The sequence below is a fragment of the Synechococcus sp. H60.3 genome (genome assembly GCF_047462295.1).
Classification (GTDB): domain Bacteria; phylum Cyanobacteriota; class Cyanobacteriia; order Thermostichales; family Thermostichaceae; genus Thermostichus.
On record NZ_JANSIY010000023.1, the window covers coordinates 1 to 21,487 of the forward strand.

16 protein-coding genes, 2 tRNA genes and 2 pseudogenes are annotated in these 21,487 nt (G+C 61.2%); 8 read left to right on the forward strand and 12 right to left on the reverse strand.

All coding sequences use genetic code 11. The features are described 5' to 3' along the window. Together NW841_RS04125 and NW841_RS04130 are read right to left on the reverse strand one after the other, a co-directional pair. Positions 1 to 244: pseudogene (locus tag NW841_RS04125) on the reverse strand (hypothetical protein); the annotation flags it as partial. Positions 245 to 499: 255 nt separating this feature from the next. Further along, the gene (locus NW841_RS04130; protein WP_414385514.1) at positions 500 to 2,698 is read right to left on the reverse strand and encodes a hypothetical protein; all 2,199 of its coding nucleotides are present in this window, start codon (positions 2,696 to 2,698) and stop codon (positions 500 to 502) included. A gap of 456 nt (positions 2,699 to 3,154) precedes the next feature. On the opposite strand from NW841_RS04130, the gene NW841_RS04135 reads away from it, so the two are divergent. The 6 genes and pseudogenes from NW841_RS04135 to gatA all read left to right on the forward strand — a co-directional run bounded on the left by NW841_RS04135 (position 3,155) and on the right by gatA (position 6,755). After that, on the forward strand, positions 3,155 to 3,454 hold the full coding sequence (locus NW841_RS04135; RefSeq protein ID WP_414360687.1) for a ferredoxin: 300 nt from the start codon (positions 3,155 to 3,157) through the stop codon (positions 3,452 to 3,454). 89 nt (positions 3,455 to 3,543) lie between these two features. Further along, a complete protein-coding gene (locus NW841_RS04140; protein WP_414385516.1) occupies positions 3,544 to 3,840 on the forward strand; it encodes a hypothetical protein in 297 nt (98 codons plus the stop codon). Between the two features lie 68 nt (positions 3,841 to 3,908). Then, on the forward strand, positions 3,909 to 4,577 hold the full coding sequence (locus NW841_RS04145) for a Uma2 family endonuclease (protein ID WP_414385518.1): 669 nt from the start codon (positions 3,909 to 3,911) through the stop codon (positions 4,575 to 4,577). Next, a tRNA-Ala gene (locus tag NW841_RS04150) sits at positions 4,568 to 4,640 on the forward strand. Before NW841_RS04145 ends, NW841_RS04150 begins: the two co-directional genes overlap by 10 nt. Positions 4,641 to 4,721: 81 nt before the next feature. After that, the gene (locus tag NW841_RS04155; RefSeq protein WP_414336537.1) at positions 4,722 to 5,039 is read left to right on the forward strand and encodes a hypothetical protein; all 318 of its coding nucleotides are present in this window, start codon (positions 4,722 to 4,724) and stop codon (positions 5,037 to 5,039) included. 182 nt (positions 5,040 to 5,221) lie between these two features. Beyond that, a pseudogene (gene gatA / locus NW841_RS04160) lies at positions 5,222 to 6,755 on the forward strand (Asp-tRNA(Asn)/Glu-tRNA(Gln) amidotransferase subunit GatA). A 5-nt stretch (positions 6,756 to 6,760) separates the two neighbouring features. Here the strand turns inward: gatA and psb28 are convergent. From psb28 to gyrA, 4 genes are all read right to left on the reverse strand, one after another. Beyond that, positions 6,761 to 7,075: a photosystem II reaction center protein Psb28 gene (gene psb28 / locus NW841_RS04165; RefSeq protein WP_414366731.1), complete on the reverse strand. Its 315-nt coding sequence runs from the start codon at positions 7,073 to 7,075 to the stop codon at positions 6,761 to 6,763. A 212-nt stretch (positions 7,076 to 7,287) separates the two neighbouring features. Further along, positions 7,288 to 8,481, reverse strand: a complete 1,194-nt coding sequence (locus NW841_RS04170) for a glycerate kinase (RefSeq protein WP_414385520.1) — start codon at positions 8,479 to 8,481, stop codon at positions 7,288 to 7,290. Between the two features lie 77 nt (positions 8,482 to 8,558). Next, entirely contained in the window at positions 8,559 to 8,954 is a 396-nt protein-coding gene (locus NW841_RS04175; protein WP_414366210.1) for a DUF760 domain-containing protein, read from the reverse strand. A gap of 167 nt (positions 8,955 to 9,121) precedes the next feature. Continuing rightward, positions 9,122 to 11,683, reverse strand: coding sequence for a DNA gyrase subunit A (gyrA, locus tag NW841_RS04180; protein ID WP_414385523.1), 2,562 nt, complete (start codon positions 11,681 to 11,683; stop codon positions 9,122 to 9,124). 306 nt (positions 11,684 to 11,989) lie between these two features. Here gyrA and NW841_RS04185 point away from each other — a divergent pair, with 306 nt between their 5' ends. Both NW841_RS04185 and NW841_RS04190 read left to right on the forward strand, forming a co-directional pair. After that, positions 11,990 to 13,696 (forward strand): SulP family inorganic anion transporter, encoded by a 1,707-nt coding sequence (locus NW841_RS04185; RefSeq protein WP_414385525.1) that lies wholly within the window; start codon positions 11,990 to 11,992, stop codon positions 13,694 to 13,696. A gap of 67 nt (positions 13,697 to 13,763) precedes the next feature. Further along, the gene (locus NW841_RS04190) at positions 13,764 to 14,603 is read left to right on the forward strand and encodes a DUF6671 family protein (protein WP_414378116.1); all 840 of its coding nucleotides are present in this window, start codon (positions 13,764 to 13,766) and stop codon (positions 14,601 to 14,603) included. A gap of 127 nt (positions 14,604 to 14,730) precedes the next feature. On the opposite strand, the gene NW841_RS04195 is transcribed toward NW841_RS04190, so the two are convergent. The 6 genes from NW841_RS04195 to groES all read right to left on the reverse strand — a co-directional run bounded on the left by NW841_RS04195 (position 14,731) and on the right by groES (position 21,327). Then, positions 14,731 to 16,311, reverse strand: coding sequence for an iron uptake porin (locus NW841_RS04195; RefSeq protein ID WP_414371014.1), 1,581 nt, complete (start codon positions 16,309 to 16,311; stop codon positions 14,731 to 14,733). Positions 16,312 to 16,592: 281 nt separating this feature from the next. After that, positions 16,593 to 16,664, reverse strand: a tRNA-Val gene (locus NW841_RS04200). Positions 16,665 to 16,698: 34 nt separating this feature from the next. Next, a complete protein-coding gene (locus tag NW841_RS04205) occupies positions 16,699 to 17,862 on the reverse strand; it encodes a GuaB3 family IMP dehydrogenase-related protein (protein ID WP_414385527.1) in 1,164 nt (387 codons plus the stop codon). Between the two features lie 339 nt (positions 17,863 to 18,201). After that, positions 18,202 to 19,011: a DUF429 domain-containing protein gene (locus NW841_RS04210; RefSeq protein ID WP_414385528.1), complete on the reverse strand. Its 810-nt coding sequence runs from the start codon at positions 19,009 to 19,011 to the stop codon at positions 18,202 to 18,204. A 303-nt stretch (positions 19,012 to 19,314) separates the two neighbouring features. Continuing rightward, on the reverse strand, positions 19,315 to 20,949 hold the full coding sequence (gene groL / locus NW841_RS04215) for a chaperonin GroEL (RefSeq protein ID WP_414366006.1): 1,635 nt from the start codon (positions 20,947 to 20,949) through the stop codon (positions 19,315 to 19,317). Positions 20,950 to 21,015: 66 nt separating this feature from the next. After that, positions 21,016 to 21,327: a co-chaperone GroES gene (gene groES, locus NW841_RS04220; RefSeq protein ID WP_011430254.1), complete on the reverse strand. Its 312-nt coding sequence runs from the start codon at positions 21,325 to 21,327 to the stop codon at positions 21,016 to 21,018. Positions 21,328 to 21,487 lie beyond the last annotated feature (160 nt).

Genomic DNA, 21,487 nt, shown 5'->3' on the forward strand with positions numbered 1-21,487 from the left:
TGGCGGCAAACAGGATGGCCGCGTCCTTGATGGTGATGGAGGTCTTCACCCCGTCGTAGTAGAAGGCGATGCTGTCGGTGGCGGGGGTTGCCGTCTCGGGCAGTTGCGCCGAGATGGTAGAGGGCACCTGCGTAGCGGTGGGCGTGTCAGAAGAGCAGGCGGCCATCACCCCTGCCAGCGAGGAGGCCAGGGCCAGAGAGACCAGGGAAGAGCGCAAGCCAGGCAAGAAGTTGCGGTTAGACATTGTCACAAATCTCCGAAGATAAGGTCTTGACCAAGGGTTGAAGTCTTGGCAAGCGCAGCCCGGCTCACTCAACAGGGAAAATCTCGTCCAAACCTGGTAATAGAATACCCAACCAGGATCCAAAATGTACAGTGGGGAACCCAAAAAACCGGGAATGCGCAGGCAAGACAGATAGGAAAGGGCGACCTGGCGGCATTGAGCAGCTCTTTTGTTGACTCAACAGAAACAGGTCGCCCTGATAGCGCTAGCCCAAGGCTAGTTGACCGAGATGGCCGGGCCGAAGTTGAAGTAGGTGGTGCTGCCGGGATTGGTGGTGTTGTCGAAGGTGCTCAGCGTCGTGCCGCCCACCGTGATCGCCGACGGCGAGGCAATGGCCGGCGTTATCCGGATCTGGCCACCGAAGGGGATGGTAAAGGGCCCGGAGAAGGTGGCCACGTTGCCGGATACCGACGTGGAGGTGGCGATGATTGTGCCATCAGCCTGGCGGATGGTGACCGTCGCGCCGGCAGGCAGCCCCGGAATGGTGAGCTGCGGGCCCGCAGGGGTAGGTGTCGGTGTGGGTGTCGCTGGTGGCGTGCCGCCTGGACGGAACTGCAGGCTGGCCCCTGGACCAAAGCCTACCGCCGAGCAGAGGGCATCCGACACCACACCGAAAACGCTGGAGGTGAAGGGAACCAGCGTTGGCGAGCTATCCAAGAAGTTCACCAGGTTGCCCGGCGCGCCCGCCAAGCTCTCGACGCGTCCACACACAGTAACGCCGGGAACGGGCGTTGGCGTGATGGTGTTGTTGAAGAAAGCCTGCAGAATGGTGCCTTCGCCGCCTAGCGCCCCGGTCGCGGTTGGCGTGAGGTCAACACTCGGACGAGCGTAGATAGCTCCCGTGCCTTGGGGCGGTTGGTTGAAGACGTTGCCCGTCACCGAGGCCTTGGCAAAGGGCGAGAGGTTGCCCGAAGCCTGGGTCTGCCGATCCACAATGTCGGCAACGAAGACGGGGCTGTTGATGGAAGCCTCAAAGCGGTTCTCGCGGATGGTGACCGTGGCAGGCTCCGCCGACACCACGTGCACGCCGGCAACCGTGTAGCCGCGCAGCAGGTTCTTGTAGATATCAGCCTGCGAGAAGTCGCAGACTTGGACAGAGACGTAGGTGTCGGCCTGCGTGGGCCGTGCGAAGTCGTTGAAGGAAACTTCTACGTTGCGCGCCCCTTGGTTGGCCAGGTCGCACTCACCAATGCCCACCTGGTAGTCCGCCGCCGGGCCGCCTGCGTCGGGGTCGCGGCCCAAGGTGCCCGTAATCCGGAAGCCGTTGCCCTCCGTTCCCCCCAGGGTGGCGTCGTTGGCCAAGATCTTGACGTTGCGCAGCGTGCTCGTGCCGTCGAGGGAGTTCAGCGTCAGGCCCGGCTTGTCGGCAGGGATCACAATCTCACCTTCTGCCGTGAAGGAACCCGGGCCTGCCGTCACCGTCGGGTTGGGGCCGGCCGCCTCGGCAATGGCGCGGGTGAGGGAGAGATAGACGTTGCTGGTGTTGCTGTTGAAAGCAAGGCCGCTGACTGCCGCCACAATGGCCCGCCGCTCAGCCGCGCTCAAGCCGCTGCCGCGGTCGTCACGAATGGCGTAGACGTTGGCCGTCGCTGTTCTTGGGGTAATGGTGTTGCCGGCAAAAGTCAAGCTCAGCCCCGTCACTGCCGGCTCGATGAAGATGGCGGCAGAGCCGGCACCCACATCTTGGGCCGCAAGGTTGATCAGTTGAGTTGGGATGTCGGGGACAGATTCGTAGCCCAAGAAGATGTTGTTGGTCTCCACCCGCAGGTTGATGCCCGCGTTGTCGCCGGCAATGCGGATGCCTGCCGAGCTGCCCGCGCCAGCCACAAACAGGTTAGAGCGGGTTACTGTCAGGTTCTTGGAGGTGGTGGCGGCAGCCGCTGAGCCAAAGCCAATAGCTACCCCGCGCGAGGCCGGAGTGGTTACCGTTGGAAAGAGAACAATATCGACGCCAGTAACGGTAACTTCGGTGGCGCCTTCGGCATTAATGCCGTACTCAATGGGTTCCAAAGAGCGGGTGTTGAGAATGCTGAAGTTCTCCAGGACAACGCCGCTGGCATTGTTGGTCACTTGCACGGGGGCGCCGGTAGCTGCACCCACCACGATGGCATCGCCCACATTGCCAGTTGCACCGCGCACCGTAACGTTGCTGCGGTTGATGACAATGTTCTGGCGGTAAACACCCGGCTGGAGAACGATGGTAAGAGGCTGAGCCGGATCAGAGGAAGCGATGATCTGACTGATGTTGCTCTCAGGAGTGACGTTAACCGTTCCCGAGGGACGGGGGGTTGGCGTGGGAGTTGGCGGCGGGGCCGGGGGAGCCGGAGGGGCCGGCGGCGGTGGGGGCGGCACAGGCACTGCCGGGCCAGAGCTATCTTCGCCGCAGCCCGTCAGGATCACAGGCACAAGGATCACGGCAGACGCTAAGGTCAAAGAACCCAGTGACTTTAGCAGCCACTTCTGCATTGTTCCGTTCATTTTTCTCCTCTTAACCAAAAAAGTAGGGTTCGGCTGAACACTTCCCTTAACTTACCCGATTGACCGGCCCAAAGCAACTAATGGGGCTAGGGGCTTGCCGTTCGGGCGGGAGACGCATACGCGCTTGTGTCAGCGCTTGCTCTGGTTACTCCGTAAATCATACAGGCAGATCTGCCCAGGTTGACAAGTCTTGCCCTTTTTTCAAGAAAAGTTGGGATCCAGGGGGATACAGCGCGGTCTGGGGGGCGGGTGGGATCCTTGCTGGGCAGGGGGTTGACGCTTTGCCCCCCAAAAACCGGAAGATTTGCCTATTTCCTCGCAAAAGGGTGCTTGATCCGGGGCAGAAGGGTGGCAGGATGAGGAGTGGACGTTTTTTCTGGAGACCCAAGCAGGATGGCTGTCTACAAAGTTCGGTTGATCAACGAAGAGCGGGGCTTGGACGTTACCATCGATGTGCCGGACGACGAGTACATTCTGGATGTGGCGGAGGAGCAAGGGATCGAGCTGCCCTATTCCTGCCGCGCCGGGGCCTGTTCGACCTGTGCCGGCAAGCTGGTAAGCGGCACGGTTGATCAAAGTGATCAATCCTTCCTGGATGACGATCAGATTGCGCAGGGCTATGTGTTGACCTGCGTGGCCTACCCCACTTCTGACTGCACCATCATCACCCATCAAGAAGAGGCGCTGTACTGAGGCCCTCACCCCCGATCCCTCACCTCCATCCCCTCTCCCTCAGGGAGAGGGGAGTAGGGTTTTCTTATCCTCTGTTGAGCTTTTTGACGATGACTCCAGAGCAAGAAGAGTGGTTAATCCGGGCCGTTCAAGAGCTGCAGGCTGCCCAAAAAGAGCTGCAAGCTGCTCAGCAGGAGCTGCGCCTTGTCCAACAGAATCAACAGGTTCTGATTCAGGAAGTCCGCGAGGGGCAGGCGATGCTGGCGCAGTTTTTCCGCGAGGCGCTGGAGCGCTTTGACGAGCGCACTCGGGCTATTGAACGCCGCACCGACGAGATGGCGGCAGAGATGAAGGAGATGCGGCAGGAGATTCGGGATCTGCGCCGCGATTTTTTGGAACGGCGGTAGGCCCAAGCGCTCCGCGCCGCTAGCGCGAACACCCCCGGCCCCTCTCCCTCAGGGAGAGGGGAGTTAGGATGGCAGCAGAGTGGCTTTTGGAGGCGGCTGTGGCTTTGACGATAGGATCCGTTCCTGGGTCGACAGCGGCTCGCCTGAGTTTGGCAGAGTACCTCAAGTATTCCGATGGCGGCGATACCCGCTATGAGCTGGTGGCGGGGGAGTTGGTGCCGATGGCCCTTCCAACCGGACGGCATGGTCAGATTGTGGATTTCCTCAATACCGCTTTTCGAGTTGAGATCCGGCGCCAGGGGCTACCGTGGACTTCTCAGCCGATGGCTATCGGGATCCAGTCGCCGCGGGGCAACCGCTGGGATACGGTGCGGATCCCGGATGTGGTGGTGCTGCCTCTGCAGCAGTGGCAGGAGATGGGATCCCGAGAGGCTCTCATTCGCTTGGAGGATCCGCCGCCGCTGTTGGTGGTGGAGGTGGTGAGCGAATCAAGCCGGGCGGCGGACTACCGAGCCAAACGGGCGGAATACTGTGTTTTGGGCATTGGTGAGTACTGGATTGTGGATCCGATGGAGGAGAAGGTGAGCCTGCTGCTGTTGCACGAGGGCTGGTACGACCTGCTGGAGGTGAAGGGATCCGAGCGGGTGCCCTCGAAGGTTTTTGCAGGGCTGGAGCTGCAGGCGGGGGAGATCTTGGCGGCGGACTTGGGTTATTCTGGTAAAGCCACGGGGAGTTAGCTCAGTTGGTAGAGCGCTGCGATCGCACCGCAGAGGTCAGGGATTCGAGTTCCCTACTCTCCATTGCCCTCACCCCCGGCCCCTCTCCCTGAGGGAGAGGGGAGTTGGTGGTAGGATCTTGGCATCCTCTCGCTCTAGTTGATAATGACTCCGGAACAAGAAGAGTGGCTGATCCGCGCTGTTCAAGAGCTGCAAGCGGCCCAGCAGGAGCTACGTCTTGTCCAACAAAATCAGCAGCTTCTGATTCAAGAACTGCGAGAAGGGCAGGCAATGCTGGCTCAGTTTTTCCGCGAGTCCATGGATCGCTTTGATGCGCGCACCCGCGCTATCGAGCGCCGCACGGATGCCCTGGAGCGCCGAACTGAAGCTCTGGAACGGCGCACTGACGAGATGGCCCAAGAGATGAGGGAGATGCGGCAGGAGATTCGAGATCTGCGCCGCGATTTTTTGGAACGGCGGTAGGCCCAAGCGCTCCGCACCGCTCACGCGACCACCCCCGGCCCCTCTCTTTGGGAGAGCAGCCCCTCACCCCCGGCCCCTCTCCCTGAGGGAGAGGGGAGTTAGTAGGGATCCGTGCTGGATTACTCTAGAGAGAACTTTGACGTTGCTCGATCGGCCTTTCCCTTCCTTAGCGAGTTTGCCATATGTCTGTTATCCGTGCCCTGCACCGCCAGTTGGTGAGCAAAGAGCGCTCAGCCGAGGAGATCGCGCGCGAATACCTGGAGCGCCTGCACCAACTGGAGCCGCAGCTCAAGAGCTTTATTACTGTTACGGAGGAGCTGGCGCTGCAACAGGCTAGGGCGGTGGATGCCCGCATTCGCGCCGGGGAGGCGATTGGTCCGCTGGCCGGGATCCCGTTGGCTGTGAAAGATAACCTCTGCACCCAAGGGATCCGCACCACCTGCGCTTCTCGGATTCTGGAGGGGTTTATTCCGCCCTACGAGTCAACGGTGACGGCGCGGCTGGCGGCAGCCGGCATGGTGACGGTGGGCAAGACCAACCTGGACGAGTTTGCCATGGGCAGCTCCACGGAAAACTCGGCCTTTCAGCGCACTGCCAACCCCTGGGATCTGACGCGGGTGCCAGGGGGGATCCTCAGGCGGGTCGGCGGCGGCGGTGGCGGCAGACCAGGCGGTGGTGGCCTTGGGATCGGATACGGGGGGATCGATCCGCCAGCCGGCGGCCTTCTGTGGCGTGGTTGGCCTCAAGCCCACCTATGGGCTGGTCTCCCGCTATGGGCTGGTGGCCTTTGCCTCTTCTCTGGATCAGGTGGGGCCGTTTGGGCGCACGGTGGAGGATGTGGCCCTGCTGCTGCAGGGGATTGCCGGCCACGACCCCATGGACTCCACCAGCCTTAGGGTGGAGATCCCGGACTATAGCCAGGCTTTGATCCCCGATATCAAGGGCTTCAAGATTGGCGTCATCCGCGACCTGCTGGGGGAAGGGTGTGGGGAAGAGACCCGCGCGGCTGTGCAAGCGGCTATCCAACACCTGCAGGAGCTGGGGGCGGAGATCCTGGAGATTGACTGCCCCAGCTTTCGCTACGGTCTAGCTACCTACTACATCATTGCTCCTTCCGAAGCTTCTTCCAATCTGGCCCGCTACGACGGCGTCAAGTACGGCCTGCGGGAACCTGCCGACTCGCTCTTGGCTATGTATGGCAAGACCCGCGCCCGCGGCTTTGGGCCGGAGGTGAAGCGGCGCATCATGATCGGCACTTATGCCCTCTCTGCCGGCTACTACGATGCCTACTACCTCAAGGCCCAGAAGGTGCGCACCTTGATCAAGCAAGATTTTCTGCGGGCCTTCGAGAAGGTGGATGTGTTGGTCAGCCCCACCACCCCCACGCCGGCTTTCAAAAGCGGCGAGCGGGAGGATCCCTTGAGCATGTACCTGTGCGACCTGATGACGATCCCGGTCAACCTGGCGGGCTTGCCGGGGCTGAGCCTGCCCTGTGGCTTTGCCAACGGTCTGCCCATCGGCCTGCAGATCATAGGCAACGTCTTGCAGGAGAGTAAGGTGCTGCGGGTGGCCTATGCTTACGAGCAGAGCACTGACTGGCACAAGCAGCGACCTCTCCTGGGACAGCCCCCCGTTGAGCAGGCCCAGGGAACCGCTCCCAAACAGCCCAAAGCCAAGAGCAAGTCCGCCAAGGGGAGCAAAAAATCCAAAAGCTGAGCCCCCTAGGCCATGCCCATCTGGTTGGCTGCCGAGAAGCGCTCCATAAAGCGCAGGAAGCGCTCCCATTCTGCTTCTGTTTCCATGTCGTAGATCACTTCCAGGGCCTTGAATTCCCCGTTCAAGAACTTGGCTTTGATGTTGCGGGTGGTCAGCTCCCCTTCCTCGTCGATCATCCGCATGCCCAGGATGCTTTGCGTGTCGGACTTCAGCTCCTCAAAGCGAAAAATGGCGGATCCCCGCTTGCCATTTTTGGATTTCAGCAGCCGCACCTGCGTTGGCACTTCTGGAATGCCGGGAGAAAACTCAATAGTGGCCATGATTTTTAAAAAAATAACCCATTCAGGCCATTATAGTTGTTCCAAACACGATTGAGATACTTTGTCGCTAGCGGCCCAAGCGCTCCGCACCGCTCACGCGACCACACCACTCCCTGTCCCAGAGGGAGCTCCCCTCACCCCCGGCCCCTCTCCCTCAGGGAGAGGGGAGCTGGAGAGCAACGGACAGGCTGTTCCATAACCCTTTGCAATGACTATATAACGGCTGGATCCCCGGCTAGAAACTTTTTCAACTCGCAAGCGGCCATCTGCTCCAAATGGTGGCTGGCCTGGCGCTGCGCTTCGGTCACATCCGGGATCCGGTCACAGAGGGCGCCAACCCTGATGGGAAGGGATCGGGCAGTCAAGTTAGCCCGAGCTGCCGGGGTGGCCTGGCCGCAGAGGATGAGCAAGGGCTTCTGCGCCGCGCTCGCCTGCTCCAGCACTGCCCCCACCACTTTGCCCATGCTGCTCTGTTCATCGAGGCGGCCCTCGCCGGTCACCACCAGGTCGCAGCGACGCATGCGCTCCGGCAGGGCCAAGTGCTGGGCCAAGAGCTGGATCCCGGACTCCAGGGTAGCTCCCAAAAAGGCCACCAGCCCTGCCCCCAGCCCACCGGCAGCGCCGGCCCCTGGGATCCCGTCCACCGTCCGGCCCAGGTCGCGCTCCACTACTCTGGCCCAGTGCTGCAGGGCCTGCTCCAACTGCCTTACTTGCTGGGGAGTGGCGCCCTTCTGGGGCGCAAAAACGGCAGCCGCCCCCAACGGGCCGGTGAGGGGGTTCTGCACATCGCAGAGGCCGCGGATGCACTTGCCCAGCCAGACAGGCTGCTTGGGCGGCTCGATGCGCGCCAGCCGGGCCAGCTCCCCTCCCCCCCAGCCAATGGGATCCCCGGCCTCATCCAGGAGGCGATAGCCCAGGGCCTGCGCCATTCCCGCTCCCGCATCCACGGTGGCGGATCCGCCCAGCCCTATCCAAATCTCAGCAATGGGATCCCGGCAGACGGCCCGCAAGAGCTCCCCTAGGCCATAGGTGGTGGTGCGGGTGGGATCCCGCCGCTGCGGGGGCACCAAGGTCAGGCCGGCCACCTGGGCTACTTCCAGCAGCGCCCGCTCGCCTACCACGCCATACTCGGCCCAGACGGGATCCCCCAGCGGGCCGCTGACCCACAACCGCCGTTTTTCTCCCCCCAGTGCCGACAACAAGGTCTCCAGCGTGCCCTCACCCCCATCGGCTAGAGGGAGCAGCTCTATCTCCGCCTGGGGCAACCCCTGTTGGATCCCGCGGGCGATGCTCTCTGCCGCCTCCTTGGCCGTCAGGGATCCTTTGAAGCTATCCGGGCAGATCAAAACCCGCCGAGGCGGGCGGCTGAACTCGGATCCCTCGTCTGGTGAACCCCTACCCAGCATCAGCCCTAAAACGTCCTCGGCGGCAACAGAGAGAATGGATTGAACTTGGTTTCAGGCCCGCAAGGCTGAGCCCGGAGCTACTGGGCGCTGCCTCCCTCCGCTGTTGGAGGTTGATCCGGTGTTGGAGGTTGGGAAGAGGGGACAGCGGCGGATGAGTTGCCCAAAGACTGCTCCAGGGCCAGGCGCTGCTCCATCACCCGCAGAAAATAGCCCCCCATCATGGCACCCGAGAGCATCTTTGCCAAACTCTCGCGGTTGGTGACGATTTGAACGCCAAATTGGTCGGACGGCAAACTGCCCAGCAGGCTGCGGATGTTATAGCCCAGGATCTCCAGCACCTCTGGGGAAGAATTGCGGGCAATATCCTGAAAAACGCTGGGATCCTGAGACTGCAGGTATTGCCAGAGCCGGTTGTTGGGGCTAGGCGTTGGCACAGCCTCAAAGCCAGGAATGAAGTTGATTGGGCTGGACATGGAGTTACCAAGCTCCCCAAACACAGCAGGTAAAGCCCAACTGGACGGCTTGCCTGATCCCTCAGGCTCTCACCGCTCCCGCAATTTGGGCTATGCCCAACTTAGCACCTGCGCCTTGCTGCCTTCGGTACGGGATCCCACCCTTCCCAAGCGGCAAATGCCGTACCTCAGGGATCAACTGTCGGCCTGGGGAGCCCATCTGCCGGCTCCTCTTCAGCTTCTGCCGGATCCCCGATAAACGAAGCGGGCACCACCGTCACTCCTACAATGCTGTCTTCGGGATCCAGGCGCTGCACCAGCACCCCTGTTGCCTCACGAGACTGAGTGGGGATGGCCTTGGCCAACTGGCGCATGACAATGCCTCTGGCGGTTACCAACAGGATCTCGTCCTCGGCATTGACGATGCGCAGGGCAGCCAGCTCATCCGACTCCTGGCGGAACTTGGTGGCGATTACCCCCTTGCCACCCCGGTTTTGCTGGCGGAAGTGGTCGATGGCCGAGCGCTTGCCCCGCCCTTCTTTGGTGATCACCAACACCCAGGGGTTGGCCAGCCCCTCCCCCTCTCGCTCAGCGGCCATCACCGACTCGGCGAAAATGATGTCCATACTGACGATGTCGTCACCGGGGTTGAGGGTGATGGCCCGCACGCCGCGAGCAGGCCGCCCTAAGGGACGCAGTTGCTCGTCGTCGGCACGGAAGCGAATGGACATGCCTTGGCGGGTTGCCATCACTACATCGTCGCTGGAGCGGGCGCGGCGCACCCAGCGCAGCTCATCGTTTTCCTCCAGAGAAATGGCAATTAGGCCGTTGGAGCGGACGTTAGCAAAGGCGCTGAGGGCCGTTTTTTTGATGTACCCCCCACGGGTGAGCATCACCAAGTATTCGTCGTCGCTGAACTTGCTCACGGGCACCATCGAGGTAACCCGCTCTTCCCGGCTCAGGGGCAGCAACTGGACGATGGCGCTGCCACGGGCGGTGCGGCTCCCTTGAGGGATCTGGTAGGCAGGCAGAGTATAGACCATCCCCCGATCTGTGAAAAAGAGGATGGTGTCGTGGCTGCGACAGGCAAAAAACTGTTCAATGGCATCGTCGTCTTTGATGCGGGTGCCAGCCTTGCCACGGGTGGCCCGCCCCTGCACCTGAAACTCTTCGATGTCCGTGCGCTTGATGTAGCCCTGCTCCGTGAGAAAGATAACCGTCTCGCGGTTCTCGATGAGATCGGCGACCTCCAGCTCACCGTCTTCGAGGCAGAGGCGGGAGCGGCGCGGACTCCCAAAGCGGGCTTTAAGCTGCTGCAGCTCTTCGCAGATAATTTGCATTACCCGTTCCCGCCGAGTCAGAATGTCCCGCAAATCGGCAATTTGCCGCAGCAAGTCCTCGTGTTCGGCCTGGATTTTCTCCGCTTCCAGGGCGGTAAGGCGGCGCAGTTGCATTTGTAGGATGCCATCGGCCTGCGCTTCGCTTAGCCCCAGTTGGCTCTGCAGCTCAGCGCGGGCTGTGGCAGTATCAGCAGCTCCGCGGATAAGGGCAATCACCCGATCCAACTGCCCCAAAGCCACCAGGTACCCCTGCAACAGGTGATCCCGCTCCTGCGCCTTTTGTAGCTCATAGCGGGTGCGCCGCTCGATCACCTCTGCCCGAAAATCCAAGAAAGCCTGCAGGGCATCCCGCAAGGTCAGGGTGCGCGGCTCGCCGTTGAGGATGGCCAGCATGTTGACCCCGAAGTTGCTCTGCAGGGGGGTTTGCTTGTAGAGGTTGTTGAGCACCACCTGCGGTTGGGCATCCCGCTTCAGCTCAATGACTACCCGCATGCCGCTGCGGTCGCTCTCGTCACGGATGTCGGCAATGCCCTCCAGTTTTTTCTCATTGACCAACTCGGCAATTTTTTCAATCATGGCTGCCTTGTTGGTCTGGTAGGGCAGCTCGGTGATCACGATGGCGTCCCGCGCCGGTCGGCCCCGCTGCTCAATGGTCTCGATGGTGGCCACCCCCCGCAGGGTGATGGAGCCGCGCCCGGTGGTATAGGCTTCGCGGATGCCCTCCTGGCCCATGATCAGCCCGCCGGTGGGGAAATCGGGGGCCGGGATCCATTGCATTAACTCCAGGCTGGTCAGGTTGGGGTTGTGGATGAGGGCAATCAGGCCGTCCACCAGCTCTCCCAGATTGTGGGGCGGGATGTTGGTGGCCATGCCCACAGCAATCCCGGAAGAGCCGTTCAAGAGCAACTGCGGGATCCGCGCCGGCAGCACCAGCGGCTCTTGCTGGGATCCGTCGTAGTTGTCGATGAAGTCAACGGTGTTGGCGTCGATATCCTGCAGCAGGGCTTCCTGGGCAAAGGCGGTGAGGCGGCACTCGGTGTAGCGCATGGCCGCCGGCGGGTCGTTGTCGATGGAGCCGAAGTTGCCGTGCCCGTCCACCAGGCGCTCCCGCATGGAGAAGTCCTGGGCCATGCGCACCAGCGCTTCGTAAACCGCCTGATCCCCATGGGGATGGTATTTCCCAATCACATCCCCGACAACGCGGGCGCACTTGCGAAAAGGCCGATCCGCCGTCAGGCCCAGCTCGTGCATGGCGTAGAGGATGCGGCGATGCACCGGCTTCAAGCCATCCCGCGCGTCTGGCAGAGCCCTCCCGACAATCACGCTCATGGCGTATTCCAGGTAGGACTGCGTCATCTCCCGCTGCAAGTCGGTGCAGATGATGCGCGCGGTCAATTCGTTGTCGCTCATGGGATGGAGGTGGAGGTGAGGGATCCCGGTGGACTTGGGCGCGGGCAGGGTGCAAGGGCAGAAGGTTGTTGCCCGCCAACAGTCGGCAACCTAGGGCAGTAACCCCAAATCCAGGTGTTTCCAGTCTACCATTCTGGGGTAGAGCGGCTGTCGGTAGGCAGCTCTGCTTGGCAGAGAGAGTTTCCCAAACTCGGCGCCAAAAGGGGATCCCTGAAGAAACTTATAGGTAGAAATCTATTCTCTAGTCTAGTCTTTATGGTAACGCTCAATGGTAGCCTACCTACATAGTGTCGAGAGCGGTGGAGCATGCTGCAGCAAGCGAAAGAAGAGCAGGCCGGCGGTAGGAGATTTCTGGATTGGCAGCGGCGGCTAAGCCTAGAAAACTGGCGTGGGGATCTCTTCGGCGGGCTGACGACGGCGATTGTCTCGCTGCCGATGGCTCTGGCCTTTGGGGTGGCTTCCGGGGCGGGGCCGGTGGCAGGTTTGTACGGGGCGGTGTGTGTGGGCTTTTTTGCCGCCCTGTTCGGTGGTACCCCCACCCTTATCTCCGAACCCACCGGGCCGATGACGGTGATGATGACGGCGGTGGTTGCCAAGGTTACCGCCAGCTATCCGGATCAGGGGTTGGGGCCAGCTTTCACCGTGGTCATGCTGGGGGGCCTGTTTCAAATTTTGTTTGGATCCCTGAAGCTGGGCAAATACATCACCCTCATGCCCTACAGCGTCATCTCCGGCTTTATGTCGGGAATTGGCTGGATCATGATTTTGCTGCAGATCCCGCCGCTGTTGGGCCACGCCAGCCAGGGGGGAGTGATCGGGTCGGTGCAGAACCTGCCGACCTACCTGCTTAACCTCAAGGTGCCGGAACTGGGGTTGGGGCTGCTGACGCTGGCCATCCTCTTTTTCTATCCCAAGCCCTGGCGACGGGCGGTGCCGCCCCAGTTGGTGGCCCTGGTGCTGGGAACGCTGGTGGCCAACTGGTTCATGGCTGACTGGGAGTTGCGGCGCATTGGCCCCATCCCCACCGGCTTGCCCCAGGTGCAATGGCCACAGTTGCCCTTTTCATCTTTGGCCAGCTTGGTGTTGGACGGGGTGGTGCTGGGCATGCTGGGCTGCATCGACACCCTCTTGACGGCGGTGATTGCCGACAACCTCACCCGCACCCGCCACGACTCTGACCAAGAGCTGATCGGGCAGGGGATCGCCAACCTGGTCTCCGGCTTCCTGGGGGGGTTGCCGGGAGCAGGGGCGACCATGGGCACGGTGGTGAACATCCAGACGGGGGGACGTACGCCCTTGGCGGGCATCACCCGCGCCCTCATCCTCTTGATGGTGGTGCTGTTTGCCGCTCCCCTCACCCAAGGGATCCCGATGGCGGTGCTGGCGGGGATCGCCTTTAAGGTGGGGGTGGATATCCTCGACTGGAGCTTCCTGAAGCGGGCCCACCGCCTCTCCCTCAAAGGGGCGGCCATCATGTACGGGGTGATGTTCATGACGGTGTTCGTGGATCTCATCGCTGCTGTGGGAGTGGGGGTGTTTGTGGCCAACTTGCTCACCATCCAGCGCTTGAGCGAGCTGCAGTCGGAAGAGGTGAAGGCCATTACCGATGCGGATGATGCGGTGGATCTCACGCCGCGGGAAAAGGAATTGCTGCGCCAGGGCCGCGGCCAGGTGCTGCTGTTTTACCTGAGCGGCCCGATGATCTTCGGGGTTTCCCAGGCCATTTCCCGCCAACACCAGGCGGTGGCTTCTTGTCTGGCTTTGGTGGTGGATCTGTCGGATGTGCCGATGCTGGGGGTTTCGGCGACACTCTCTCTGGAAAATGCCATTCGTGAGGCTCTGGATCGCGGCAAGCAGGTGTGGATTGTCGGGGCCAGGAGCCGGATCCGACAGCGCTTGGAAAGCCTACGTTTGCCCTTGCCGGCAGAGCGGTTTGTGGAGAGCCGGGAGGCCGCTTTGGCCGAGGCCGTCGCCCAGTTGGGCTTGGCGGCAGAACCCAGTCCCCTGGTTTGAGCCATCCGATGAGCCCAACAATAAAGCTGTAGACTTCGTTTGCCGGATCGGGGTCGGGCCTGAGTCTATGCAATGGAAAGGTCGGGTTGCCTACTTGGCAACCCTGCATCGCAAGGAGCAAGTGGTCGCCCCTCTCTTGTCCCAACACTTGGGGATCCGGGTGCAAGTGATACCTCTCGACACCGACCAACTGGGCACCTTCTCACGGGAGCGGCCCCGACCGGGGGATCCCATCCACACCCTACGCCTAAAGATTGAGAGAGCCCGCCAAGTTTGTCCTGCCCCCTTGCTTTTGGCCAGCGAGGGATCTTTCGGCCCCCACCCCCAGCTTCCCTGGATCCCTTGGAACCAGGAGTGGGTCATGCTCAAGGTTTTTGAACCTGACGCGGATCCCTTGGAGCTGGTGGGCTATGCAGAAAGCGTGCAAACCAATTTCAGCCACCGCTGGGTGCAGAGCTGGGCAGAAGCGCTCGACTTTGCCCGACAGGTGGGGTTCCCACAGCACGGCCTGATCGCCCTCGACCAGCCGGAAAACCCCCAACTTATCCACAAAGGGATCCAAGACGAAGCAACCCTAAAGCAGGTGGTGGAAGAGCTGCTGGCCCGCCAGGGAGGGCTGCACCTGGAAACCGATATGCGGGCCCTGTACAACCCAACCCGCCTGCAGGTGATTGCGGCAGCCACCCAAAACCTCATCGCCAAAGCCCAAAGCCTCTGCCCCGCCTGCGGCACTCCCGGCTACTGGCGCATCCGTGCGCTGCCTGGGCTGCCCTGCGGCCAGTGTGGTGCCCCCACCCCTGTAACCAAGGCGTGGGTGTATGGCTGTGCCCGCTGTTCCCACACCCACACCGAGCCTGTGGCAGAGACCTGGGCAGATCCGGCTCAGTGCGCCTTTTGTAACCCCTAGCTTCCCGGCGCCCGCTCCAACTTGCTCGATGTCTTCCAGGGCAAGGCTTGGGAAACTTCCCATCAAAAAAGGGATCCGCCGCAGCGGATCCCTCCGTTGTTGTTAACCTAGGCGGGAGAGCAAGGGATTAGAAGGTGAACACTGCCCGCAGAGCGCCCACACCAATGGTCGGGTCGTTGTCCCCTGGTCTGCCCCCATTGGGGTTGCTCACAAAGTAGGCGGCGGGCGTCAGGGTAATGTACTCGTTCACTGGGAAGCTGTAGTAGACATCCACAATGAAGGGCCGAGTATCCCAAACCCCGTCGTTGTCTGTAGTCACAATCGGCTGACCGAAGACTACGCCACCCTTGGCACCCTCAATGAAGAGATCCGGGAAGGCAAAACCAAGCAAGAACCCGTTGAAGTCTTCATCGCCCGGATCGATAGTGCCAGCCGGCACCACATTGGGCAGGTTATAGTCAACGTTGCCCGCCGTAAACCAGCCGGACAGGATAATGCGGGGGCTCAGCTCCCAGTTAGCAGCCACTGTAAAGGCATTGACCCGAGCCGAGGGGGTGACGTCATTCCGGCGCAGCGGACCGCGGAAAAGGCTGCTGCCGGTAGCCAGGAAACCGGGGCCGCGGCTAGCGTCCTGCAGATAGGTGGAAGCAAATTGCAAATACAGCTCCAGATTTTCCGTCGGCAGAAAGCCCAGCTCCACCGTGTGAGCGCTGTCGTTACCGGTCAAACCGCTGTCACCGAAACCTCTGCCCAAGGTCTGGCCGCCGCGGGTGCTGTAGGCGTAGGCCAGACGAAACTGGTCGCTGAGGCGATAGCGGAAGCCAAACAGCGTGCCACTGGGCACATCTCCCGTGGAGTTGGGGAGGTCGGCAAAGTCCGAGAGGGCATCGAAGGGGACGCTGTATTGCAGGACACTGGACACCCCCGTGCCCGTGATGCCAGCGTAGATGGTGGCAGCGCGGTTAAAGGCAGGGAACTGATAGACCAACTGGGCCAGTGTGAAGGTGCCACCACCCCCCCCTTGGAAGCCAACGCCCGGATCCCCTGCGAAGAAGGTGGTTACCGCATCGCGAGCCTGCAGACGAATGCGCAGACGGTCACGCCCAGCAAAGGAAGCGTCGAAGTTCAAGCGCACCCGGTAGGGCAGGGTCATGTTCGCCTGATCCTTCTCAGCCACCACCCTGTTGTTGACCACCCGGTCGTCGGTGAGGGCGCTGCCCAGGATAGCAGTGATCACCTGGGCATTGAGCTTGGTGACTGGGTTGAAGACCTTGCCCTTCAGGTCGTTGATATCAGCCTCTGCTGCCTCGACCCGTCCCCGCAGGGCCGCCAGCTCGGCGGCAAACTCCTCTTGCAGCCGCTGCAGTGTAGCCAAGTCCTCCTTGGAAACCTTGTCGGCCAGGCCGGCGGCAATCAGCTCGTTGATGCGATCCAAGCAGGCGTTCATCCCGGCGGCAAACTCAAAACGGGTCATAGCCCGGTTGCCGCGGAAGGTGCGGTCAGGGTAGCCAGCAATACAGCCGTAGCGCTCGACCAGCGATTGCAGTGCCTGGAATGCCCAGTCAGTAGGCTGAACATCGGAAAGCTCAGAGATCGAAGTGACAGGCCCTGTAGCTTGGGCATAGGCCACTCCAGGAGTCAAGACTGCCGCTGCACCCAGGGTGCCAGCCAGCAGCGTTTTCCAGGGATTCGCGTGTTTCGCGGGCATGTTTCTCTCCTTCTTCTTTGTCCTCACACCTGTCTTGGCTGTAGCAGTGTCTTCTAAAAGTAACAAGCTGTCTAACTCGTGAGCGAGCCTGACAATTGCGGACTTTAGAAGAACATAGTACAGCCCCAGTCGATGTCGTCTACCACTTTACACACTTTTTGAGCCAGACTCAATGCGAGACCCAACGGTGGTAGATGATCCAGGCTCCACATTCATTACTCTACCTCAGGGATCCAGCCCTGGCTAGCGGGTGTATCCCAAGCTGCCAGCCTGAATGGGGATGGGCGGTACCGGACTCGAACCAGTGACATCCTGCTTGTAAGGCAGGCGCTCTACCGCTGAGCTAACCGCCCCCTCGGCTCCCTGAGTCTAGCATTTCCTGAGAGACTATTTCCCCATGCCCAGGCTCTGCGCCTTCTGGTACACCTTGCCCTCGGTCAAAAGGGAAGGGGCGATGCAGATCTCCACCTGGTGCATTTCTTTGAGGTTGGCGGCACCCAGGGTGGCCATGCTGGTGCGCAGAGCGCCCCAGAGGTTGTGGGTGCCATCATCCAGGCGGGCAGGGCCGCACAAGATCTCTTCCAGGGTGCCGGTGGATCCCACCCGAATGCGGGTGCCGCGGGGCAAAACAGGGCTGGGGGTGGCCATGCCCCAGTGAAAGCCGCGACCGGGCGCCTCCTGAGCGCGGGCCAAGGGGGATCCGATCATCACAGCATCGGCCCCACAGGCAATGGCCTTGCAGATATCGCCGCCGGTCACCAGGCCGCCGTCGGCAATGATGGGAACGTAGGTGCCGGTTTCGGCCAAGAACTGGTCGCGGGCGGCAGCGCAGTCGGCAATGGCGGTAGCCTGGGGCACCCCTACTCCTAGCACGCCGCGGGAGGTGCAGGCAGCACCGGGGCCAATACCCACCAGCACTCCAGCCGCTCCGGCCTGCATCAGCTCCAGGGCGACGTCATAGGTGACGCAGTTGCCCAGCACCACGGGAATGGGCATGGAGCGGCAGAAGGCGGCCAGATCCAGCTTTTGCATGCCCTCAGGCACTTTGTGATGGACGGAAACCACGGTGGCCTGGACGAAAAACAGATCCCCGCCTGCTTCCGCCACTAGGGGGCCGTATTGGGTAGCATGGGCGGGCACACAGCTAGCGGCGGCAATGGCGCCGGCGGCTTTGATCTGGCGGATGCGCTCTTGAATGAGCTCCGGCTTGACGGGTTCACTATAAAGGCGCTGCATCAGGGGGACGAACTCGTCTTTGCCGACCGCAGCAATCTGATCCAGCACCTCGTCGGGATCCGCGTAGCGGGTTTGGATCCCGTCCAGGTTCAGCACGCCCATCGCCCCCAGCTTGGAGAGCAAAATCGCCATCTTGACATCCACCACGCCGTCCATGGCGCTGGCAATGATGGGGATGGGCCGTTGGATCCCTCCCAAGGTGAAGTGGGTGTCCACCAAACTGGGATCCAGAGTTCGCCTGCCCGGCACCAGAGCAATCTCATCCAGCCCGTAAGCGCGTCTTGCCTGCCGGTTGCGGCCCAGTTGTACGTTCATTTGTTTCCCTTCCCTTTGACAGCAGGATCCCCTTCTCTTAATCATGCCGCCAAGAGGTGATTCGAGGCTAGCAAGAGCCCAGTTTTCCCTCCGGTTGAGCTGAATCCGCGGGAAGCCCCGCAGTGTATGGGTGAATTGTGTTGACTCAAGAGCCAATCCGTGTCGGGATGAAAGCCGTTCGTGCTGCAATTGAGAAGAACCAGTTCAATCTCTGGAGAGTTTCCCGCCGTGGGTTGCACGGTGGCAGCACGCTGAGACCTCTGTACCAACAAGTCGGTGAAGCGTAAAGCGCGTACTCTATCTATTCGCGCAGCGTGGCGTAAGCCATGGTGTGTTGACTCAACGAAGATAAGGGTCGGGAGGCGTTGGCAATGACGGGGGTAGGGGTGTGAAGATGTGCCCTTCTTGCAGACTTCCGAAGCTGTGGCAGCGCTGGGATCCCCAGCGAAAGCCGTAGAGGGCGATGTAGGCGCACATCAAGGCATCGACTTGGTCTTCATAGTTTTTGAGTTGGCGGCCCCTGAGGGATCCCACTTCCACTTGGAGCAGGGGCTCGTGGCCGCGCAGGGCAGGGTCGGCGCTGGCCAAGGCCCGCAGATGTTGCTGGTACAGCCGCCACGCCTGTTCTCGTTGCAGCCAGGTGCGGCGGGGACGCGCCTTGTAGGAGAGGCTGCGGCTGAGGCCAAACAGGCTCACCATGGCGCTGTGGGGGAAGACTTCGGTGATCTGGCGGGCGAGGGATCCCTGCTCGATGCTGGCCTGCTCGCGAAAGCCATAACGCGAGAGGGCGTACACCAGAGCTTCCCCTCGCACTTGGCCGTTTTTTTCCAGGAGCCGGCGGTTGGCCGGGTGGGCGCCGGCGGCATAGGCGCGAAATACTCGGTTCAACTCGGCTTCGGCCCGCCGCTGGCCGCTGAGGTTGGGGACGCGCAAGGGAGCATCCACCGCCACCAGGCAGGGATCCCCTCCGGCTTGGGCTTGGATGTAGTCCACAATTTCCGGGTCGGTTTGCAGGATGCGGCTGTCCAGCAGGCGGCCCGTCAAGGCTTGGGCGTCAGGATTTTCGATCTCGACGTGCAACGTCGCCACCCCGGAGGGGTTGCGGCTTGACCAGGCCAAGTCTAGACCAATGCAGATCAACCGAGCCACACTGCCTTCCCCGGACGTTTGACCGAGGACTCACCCCCAGCCCCTCTCCCAGAGGTGCCCTCACCCCCAGCCCCTCTCCCAGAGGGAGAGGGGAGTAGGGTTCCCTCGCTGTTCGACTGCCAGTAACGCCCTCGCACTGCCTCTATCCAATTTGGAACCGTCCTCTAACATCCACCTCAAAACCTAAGAAGGGATCCCGCTGAGGGGGATCCCGAAAGATCTATTCAAGGCAGTTGACTACAGACTGGCGAGGTAACAAGGTTTCTGCAGCAAGCGAGAACCCGTCTTGCCCTCACCGAACGATTAGTAGTCGTAGTCATTCATGCCGCTGCTGCTGCCTGCCGGCGTGTTGGTTTTGGGCTCCGGCTTGTCCACCACAATCGCTTCGGTGGTGAGCACCATGCTGGCAATCGAGGCGGCGTTTTGCAGGGCAGAGCGAGTGACTTTGGCCGGGTCAACGATGCCCGCTTCAAACATATCCACATAGGCGTCGTTCTGGGCGTCGTAACCCACCGTGAAGGGTTTCTCTTTCACCCGCTCCAGCACGATCGAGCCGTTCTGGCCGGCGTTCTCGGCAATGCGGCGCAGCGGAGCGCCCAGAGCGCGGGCAACCAGCATGGCCCCCACCAGCTCATCGCCAGACAGGTTGGCCTGCGCCCACTCGGTGACCACCGGCATCAGGTGCGCCAAGGTGGTACCGCCGCCGGGGACGATCCCTTCTTCCACCGCCGCCTTGGTGGCGTTGATGGCGTCCTCCAGGCGCAGCTTGCGATCCTTCATCTCGGTTTCGGTAGCCGCGCCTACTTTGATCACCGCCACACCGCCGGAGAGCTTGGCCAGACGCTCTTGCAGTTTTTCCTTGTCGTAGGTGGAGTCAGTTTCCTCAATTTGGCGACGGATTTGCTCGCAGCGGGCTTTGACAGCCGCTTCGTTGCCTTCCGCCACGATGGTGGTGTGGTCTTTGGTTACTGTGACGCGACGGGCCGAGCCGAAGGAGTCGAGACGGGCGTTCTCCAGCTTCAGGCCGCGTTCTTCGCTGATGACCTCACCGCCAGTCAGGATGGCGATGTCTTCCAGCATGGCCTTGCGGCGATCCCCAAAGCCAGGCGCTTTCACCGCTACCACGCTCAGCACGCCCCGCAGCTTGTTCACCACCAGGGTGGCCAGGGCTTCTTTCTCGATGTCTTCGGCGATGATCAGCAGCGGACGACCGGCGCGGGCCACTTGCTCCAGAACCGGCACCAGGTCTTGTACCAGGGTGATTTTCTTATCGGTAATCAGGATGTAGGGGTTTTCCAGAACCGCCTCCATCCGCTCCGTGTCGGTGACGAAGTAGGGGGAAATGTAGCCTTTGTCAAAGCGCATCCCCTCCGTCACTTCCAGCTCCGTGGTCATGGACTTGCCTTCTTCCAGGGAGATGACCCCTTCGCGGCCCACTTTGTCCATGGCCTCGGCGATCATGCGGCCCACTTCCTCATCGTTGCCGGCGGAAATGGCCGCCACCTGGGCAATGGCTTTGGAGTCTTCCACCGGGCGGGCATGTTCGGCGATCTTGTCCACCAGGAACTTCACCGCCTTGTCAATGCCGCGCTTAAGGGCAATCGGGTTGGCGCCGGCGGCTACGTTTTTCAGCCCTTCTTTGACCATGGCATGGGCCAGGACGGTGGCGGTGGTGGTGCCGTCACCAGCCGTGTCGTTGGTCTTGGAAGCCGCCTGACGAATCAAGGAGACGCCAGTGTTTTCAATATGGTCTTCCAGCTCAATTTCTTTGGCGATGGTCACCCCATCGTTAACAATTTGGGGTGCGCCAAATTTTTTCTCCAGCACAACATTGCGTCCTTTGGGGCCAAGGGTAACGGCTACGGCTTCTGCCAAAATATCCATGCCGTGTTCAAGGGCGCGACGGGCTTCTTCGCTAAAAATGATTGACTTGGCCATACTCAACCTCTCAAACGTAAATGGACTAAGGGCGATGTAGAGGATCGATCGCTGAAGGACTGAAAATTACTGAACGATTGCGAGAATATCCCGCTCAGCCAGCAGCACGTACTCATCGCTGCCCAGCTTCACTTCTGTGCCGGCGTACTTGGAGTAGAGCACTCTGTCGCCAGCTTTCAGTTCCATCGGGATCAATTTGCCCTCGTCATTGCGCTTGCCAGGCCCAACTGCGACCACTTCCCCCACTTGGGGTTTTTCTTTGGCGGTATCGGGCAAAAAGATGCCACCCGCCGTTTTTTCGTCCTGCTGGGCAATCTTGACCAGCACGCGGTCGCCTAGCGGCTTCAGCGTAGAGACGTTGAGAGTTACTGCAGCCATGACAAATATCCTCCGTAAGGCCTAAAACGCGAGGCTGAAGGGTTGTATCGAGCGCAAACCTAAGCTTCCGTAGTCGAGGTTTTAGCACTCTCGGCTTACGAGTGCTAGTCTATCAGTCGACTTTCCAGCCTGACAATAGCCCCTTTTGGCGGGATCCCCC

Bases quoted from the DNA above. Each gene is read 5' to 3' on its own strand.
- NW841_RS04190 (WP_414378116.1), top strand. From the start codon at position 13,764: ATGCAATGGAAAGGTCGGGTTGCCTACTTGGCAACCCTGCATCGCAAG.
- NW841_RS04205 (WP_414385527.1), bottom strand. From the start codon at position 17,862: ATGAACGTACAACTGGGCCGCAACCGGCAGGCAAGACGCGCTTACGGG.
- NW841_RS04135 (WP_414360687.1), top strand. From the start codon at position 3,155: ATGGCTGTCTACAAAGTTCGGTTGATCAACGAAGAGCGGGGCTTGGAC.
- groES (WP_011430254.1), bottom strand. From the start codon at position 21,327: ATGGCTGCAGTAACTCTCAACGTCTCTACGCTGAAGCCGCTAGGCGAC.
- NW841_RS04175 (WP_414366210.1), bottom strand. From the start codon at position 8,954: ATGTCCAGCCCAATCAACTTCATTCCTGGCTTTGAGGCTGTGCCAACG.
- gyrA (WP_414385523.1), bottom strand. From the start codon at position 11,683: ATGAGCGACAACGAATTGACCGCGCGCATCATCTGCACCGACTTGCAG.
- NW841_RS04145 (WP_414385518.1), top strand. From the start codon at position 3,909: ATGGCAGCAGAGTGGCTTTTGGAGGCGGCTGTGGCTTTGACGATAGGA.
- NW841_RS04195 (WP_414371014.1), bottom strand. From the start codon at position 16,311: ATGCCCGCGAAACACGCGAATCCCTGGAAAACGCTGCTGGCTGGCACC.
- NW841_RS04155 (WP_414336537.1), top strand. From the start codon at position 4,722: ATGACTCCGGAACAAGAAGAGTGGCTGATCCGCGCTGTTCAAGAGCTG.
- NW841_RS04185 (WP_414385525.1), top strand. From the start codon at position 11,990: ATGCTGCAGCAAGCGAAAGAAGAGCAGGCCGGCGGTAGGAGATTTCTG.
- psb28 (WP_414366731.1), bottom strand. From the start codon at position 7,075: ATGGCCACTATTGAGTTTTCTCCCGGCATTCCAGAAGTGCCAACGCAG.
- NW841_RS04170 (WP_414385520.1), bottom strand. From the start codon at position 8,481: ATGCTGGGTAGGGGTTCACCAGACGAGGGATCCGAGTTCAGCCGCCCG.
- groL (WP_414366006.1), bottom strand. From the start codon at position 20,949: ATGGCCAAGTCAATCATTTTTAGCGAAGAAGCCCGTCGCGCCCTTGAA.
- NW841_RS04140 (WP_414385516.1), top strand. From the start codon at position 3,544: ATGACTCCAGAGCAAGAAGAGTGGTTAATCCGGGCCGTTCAAGAGCTG.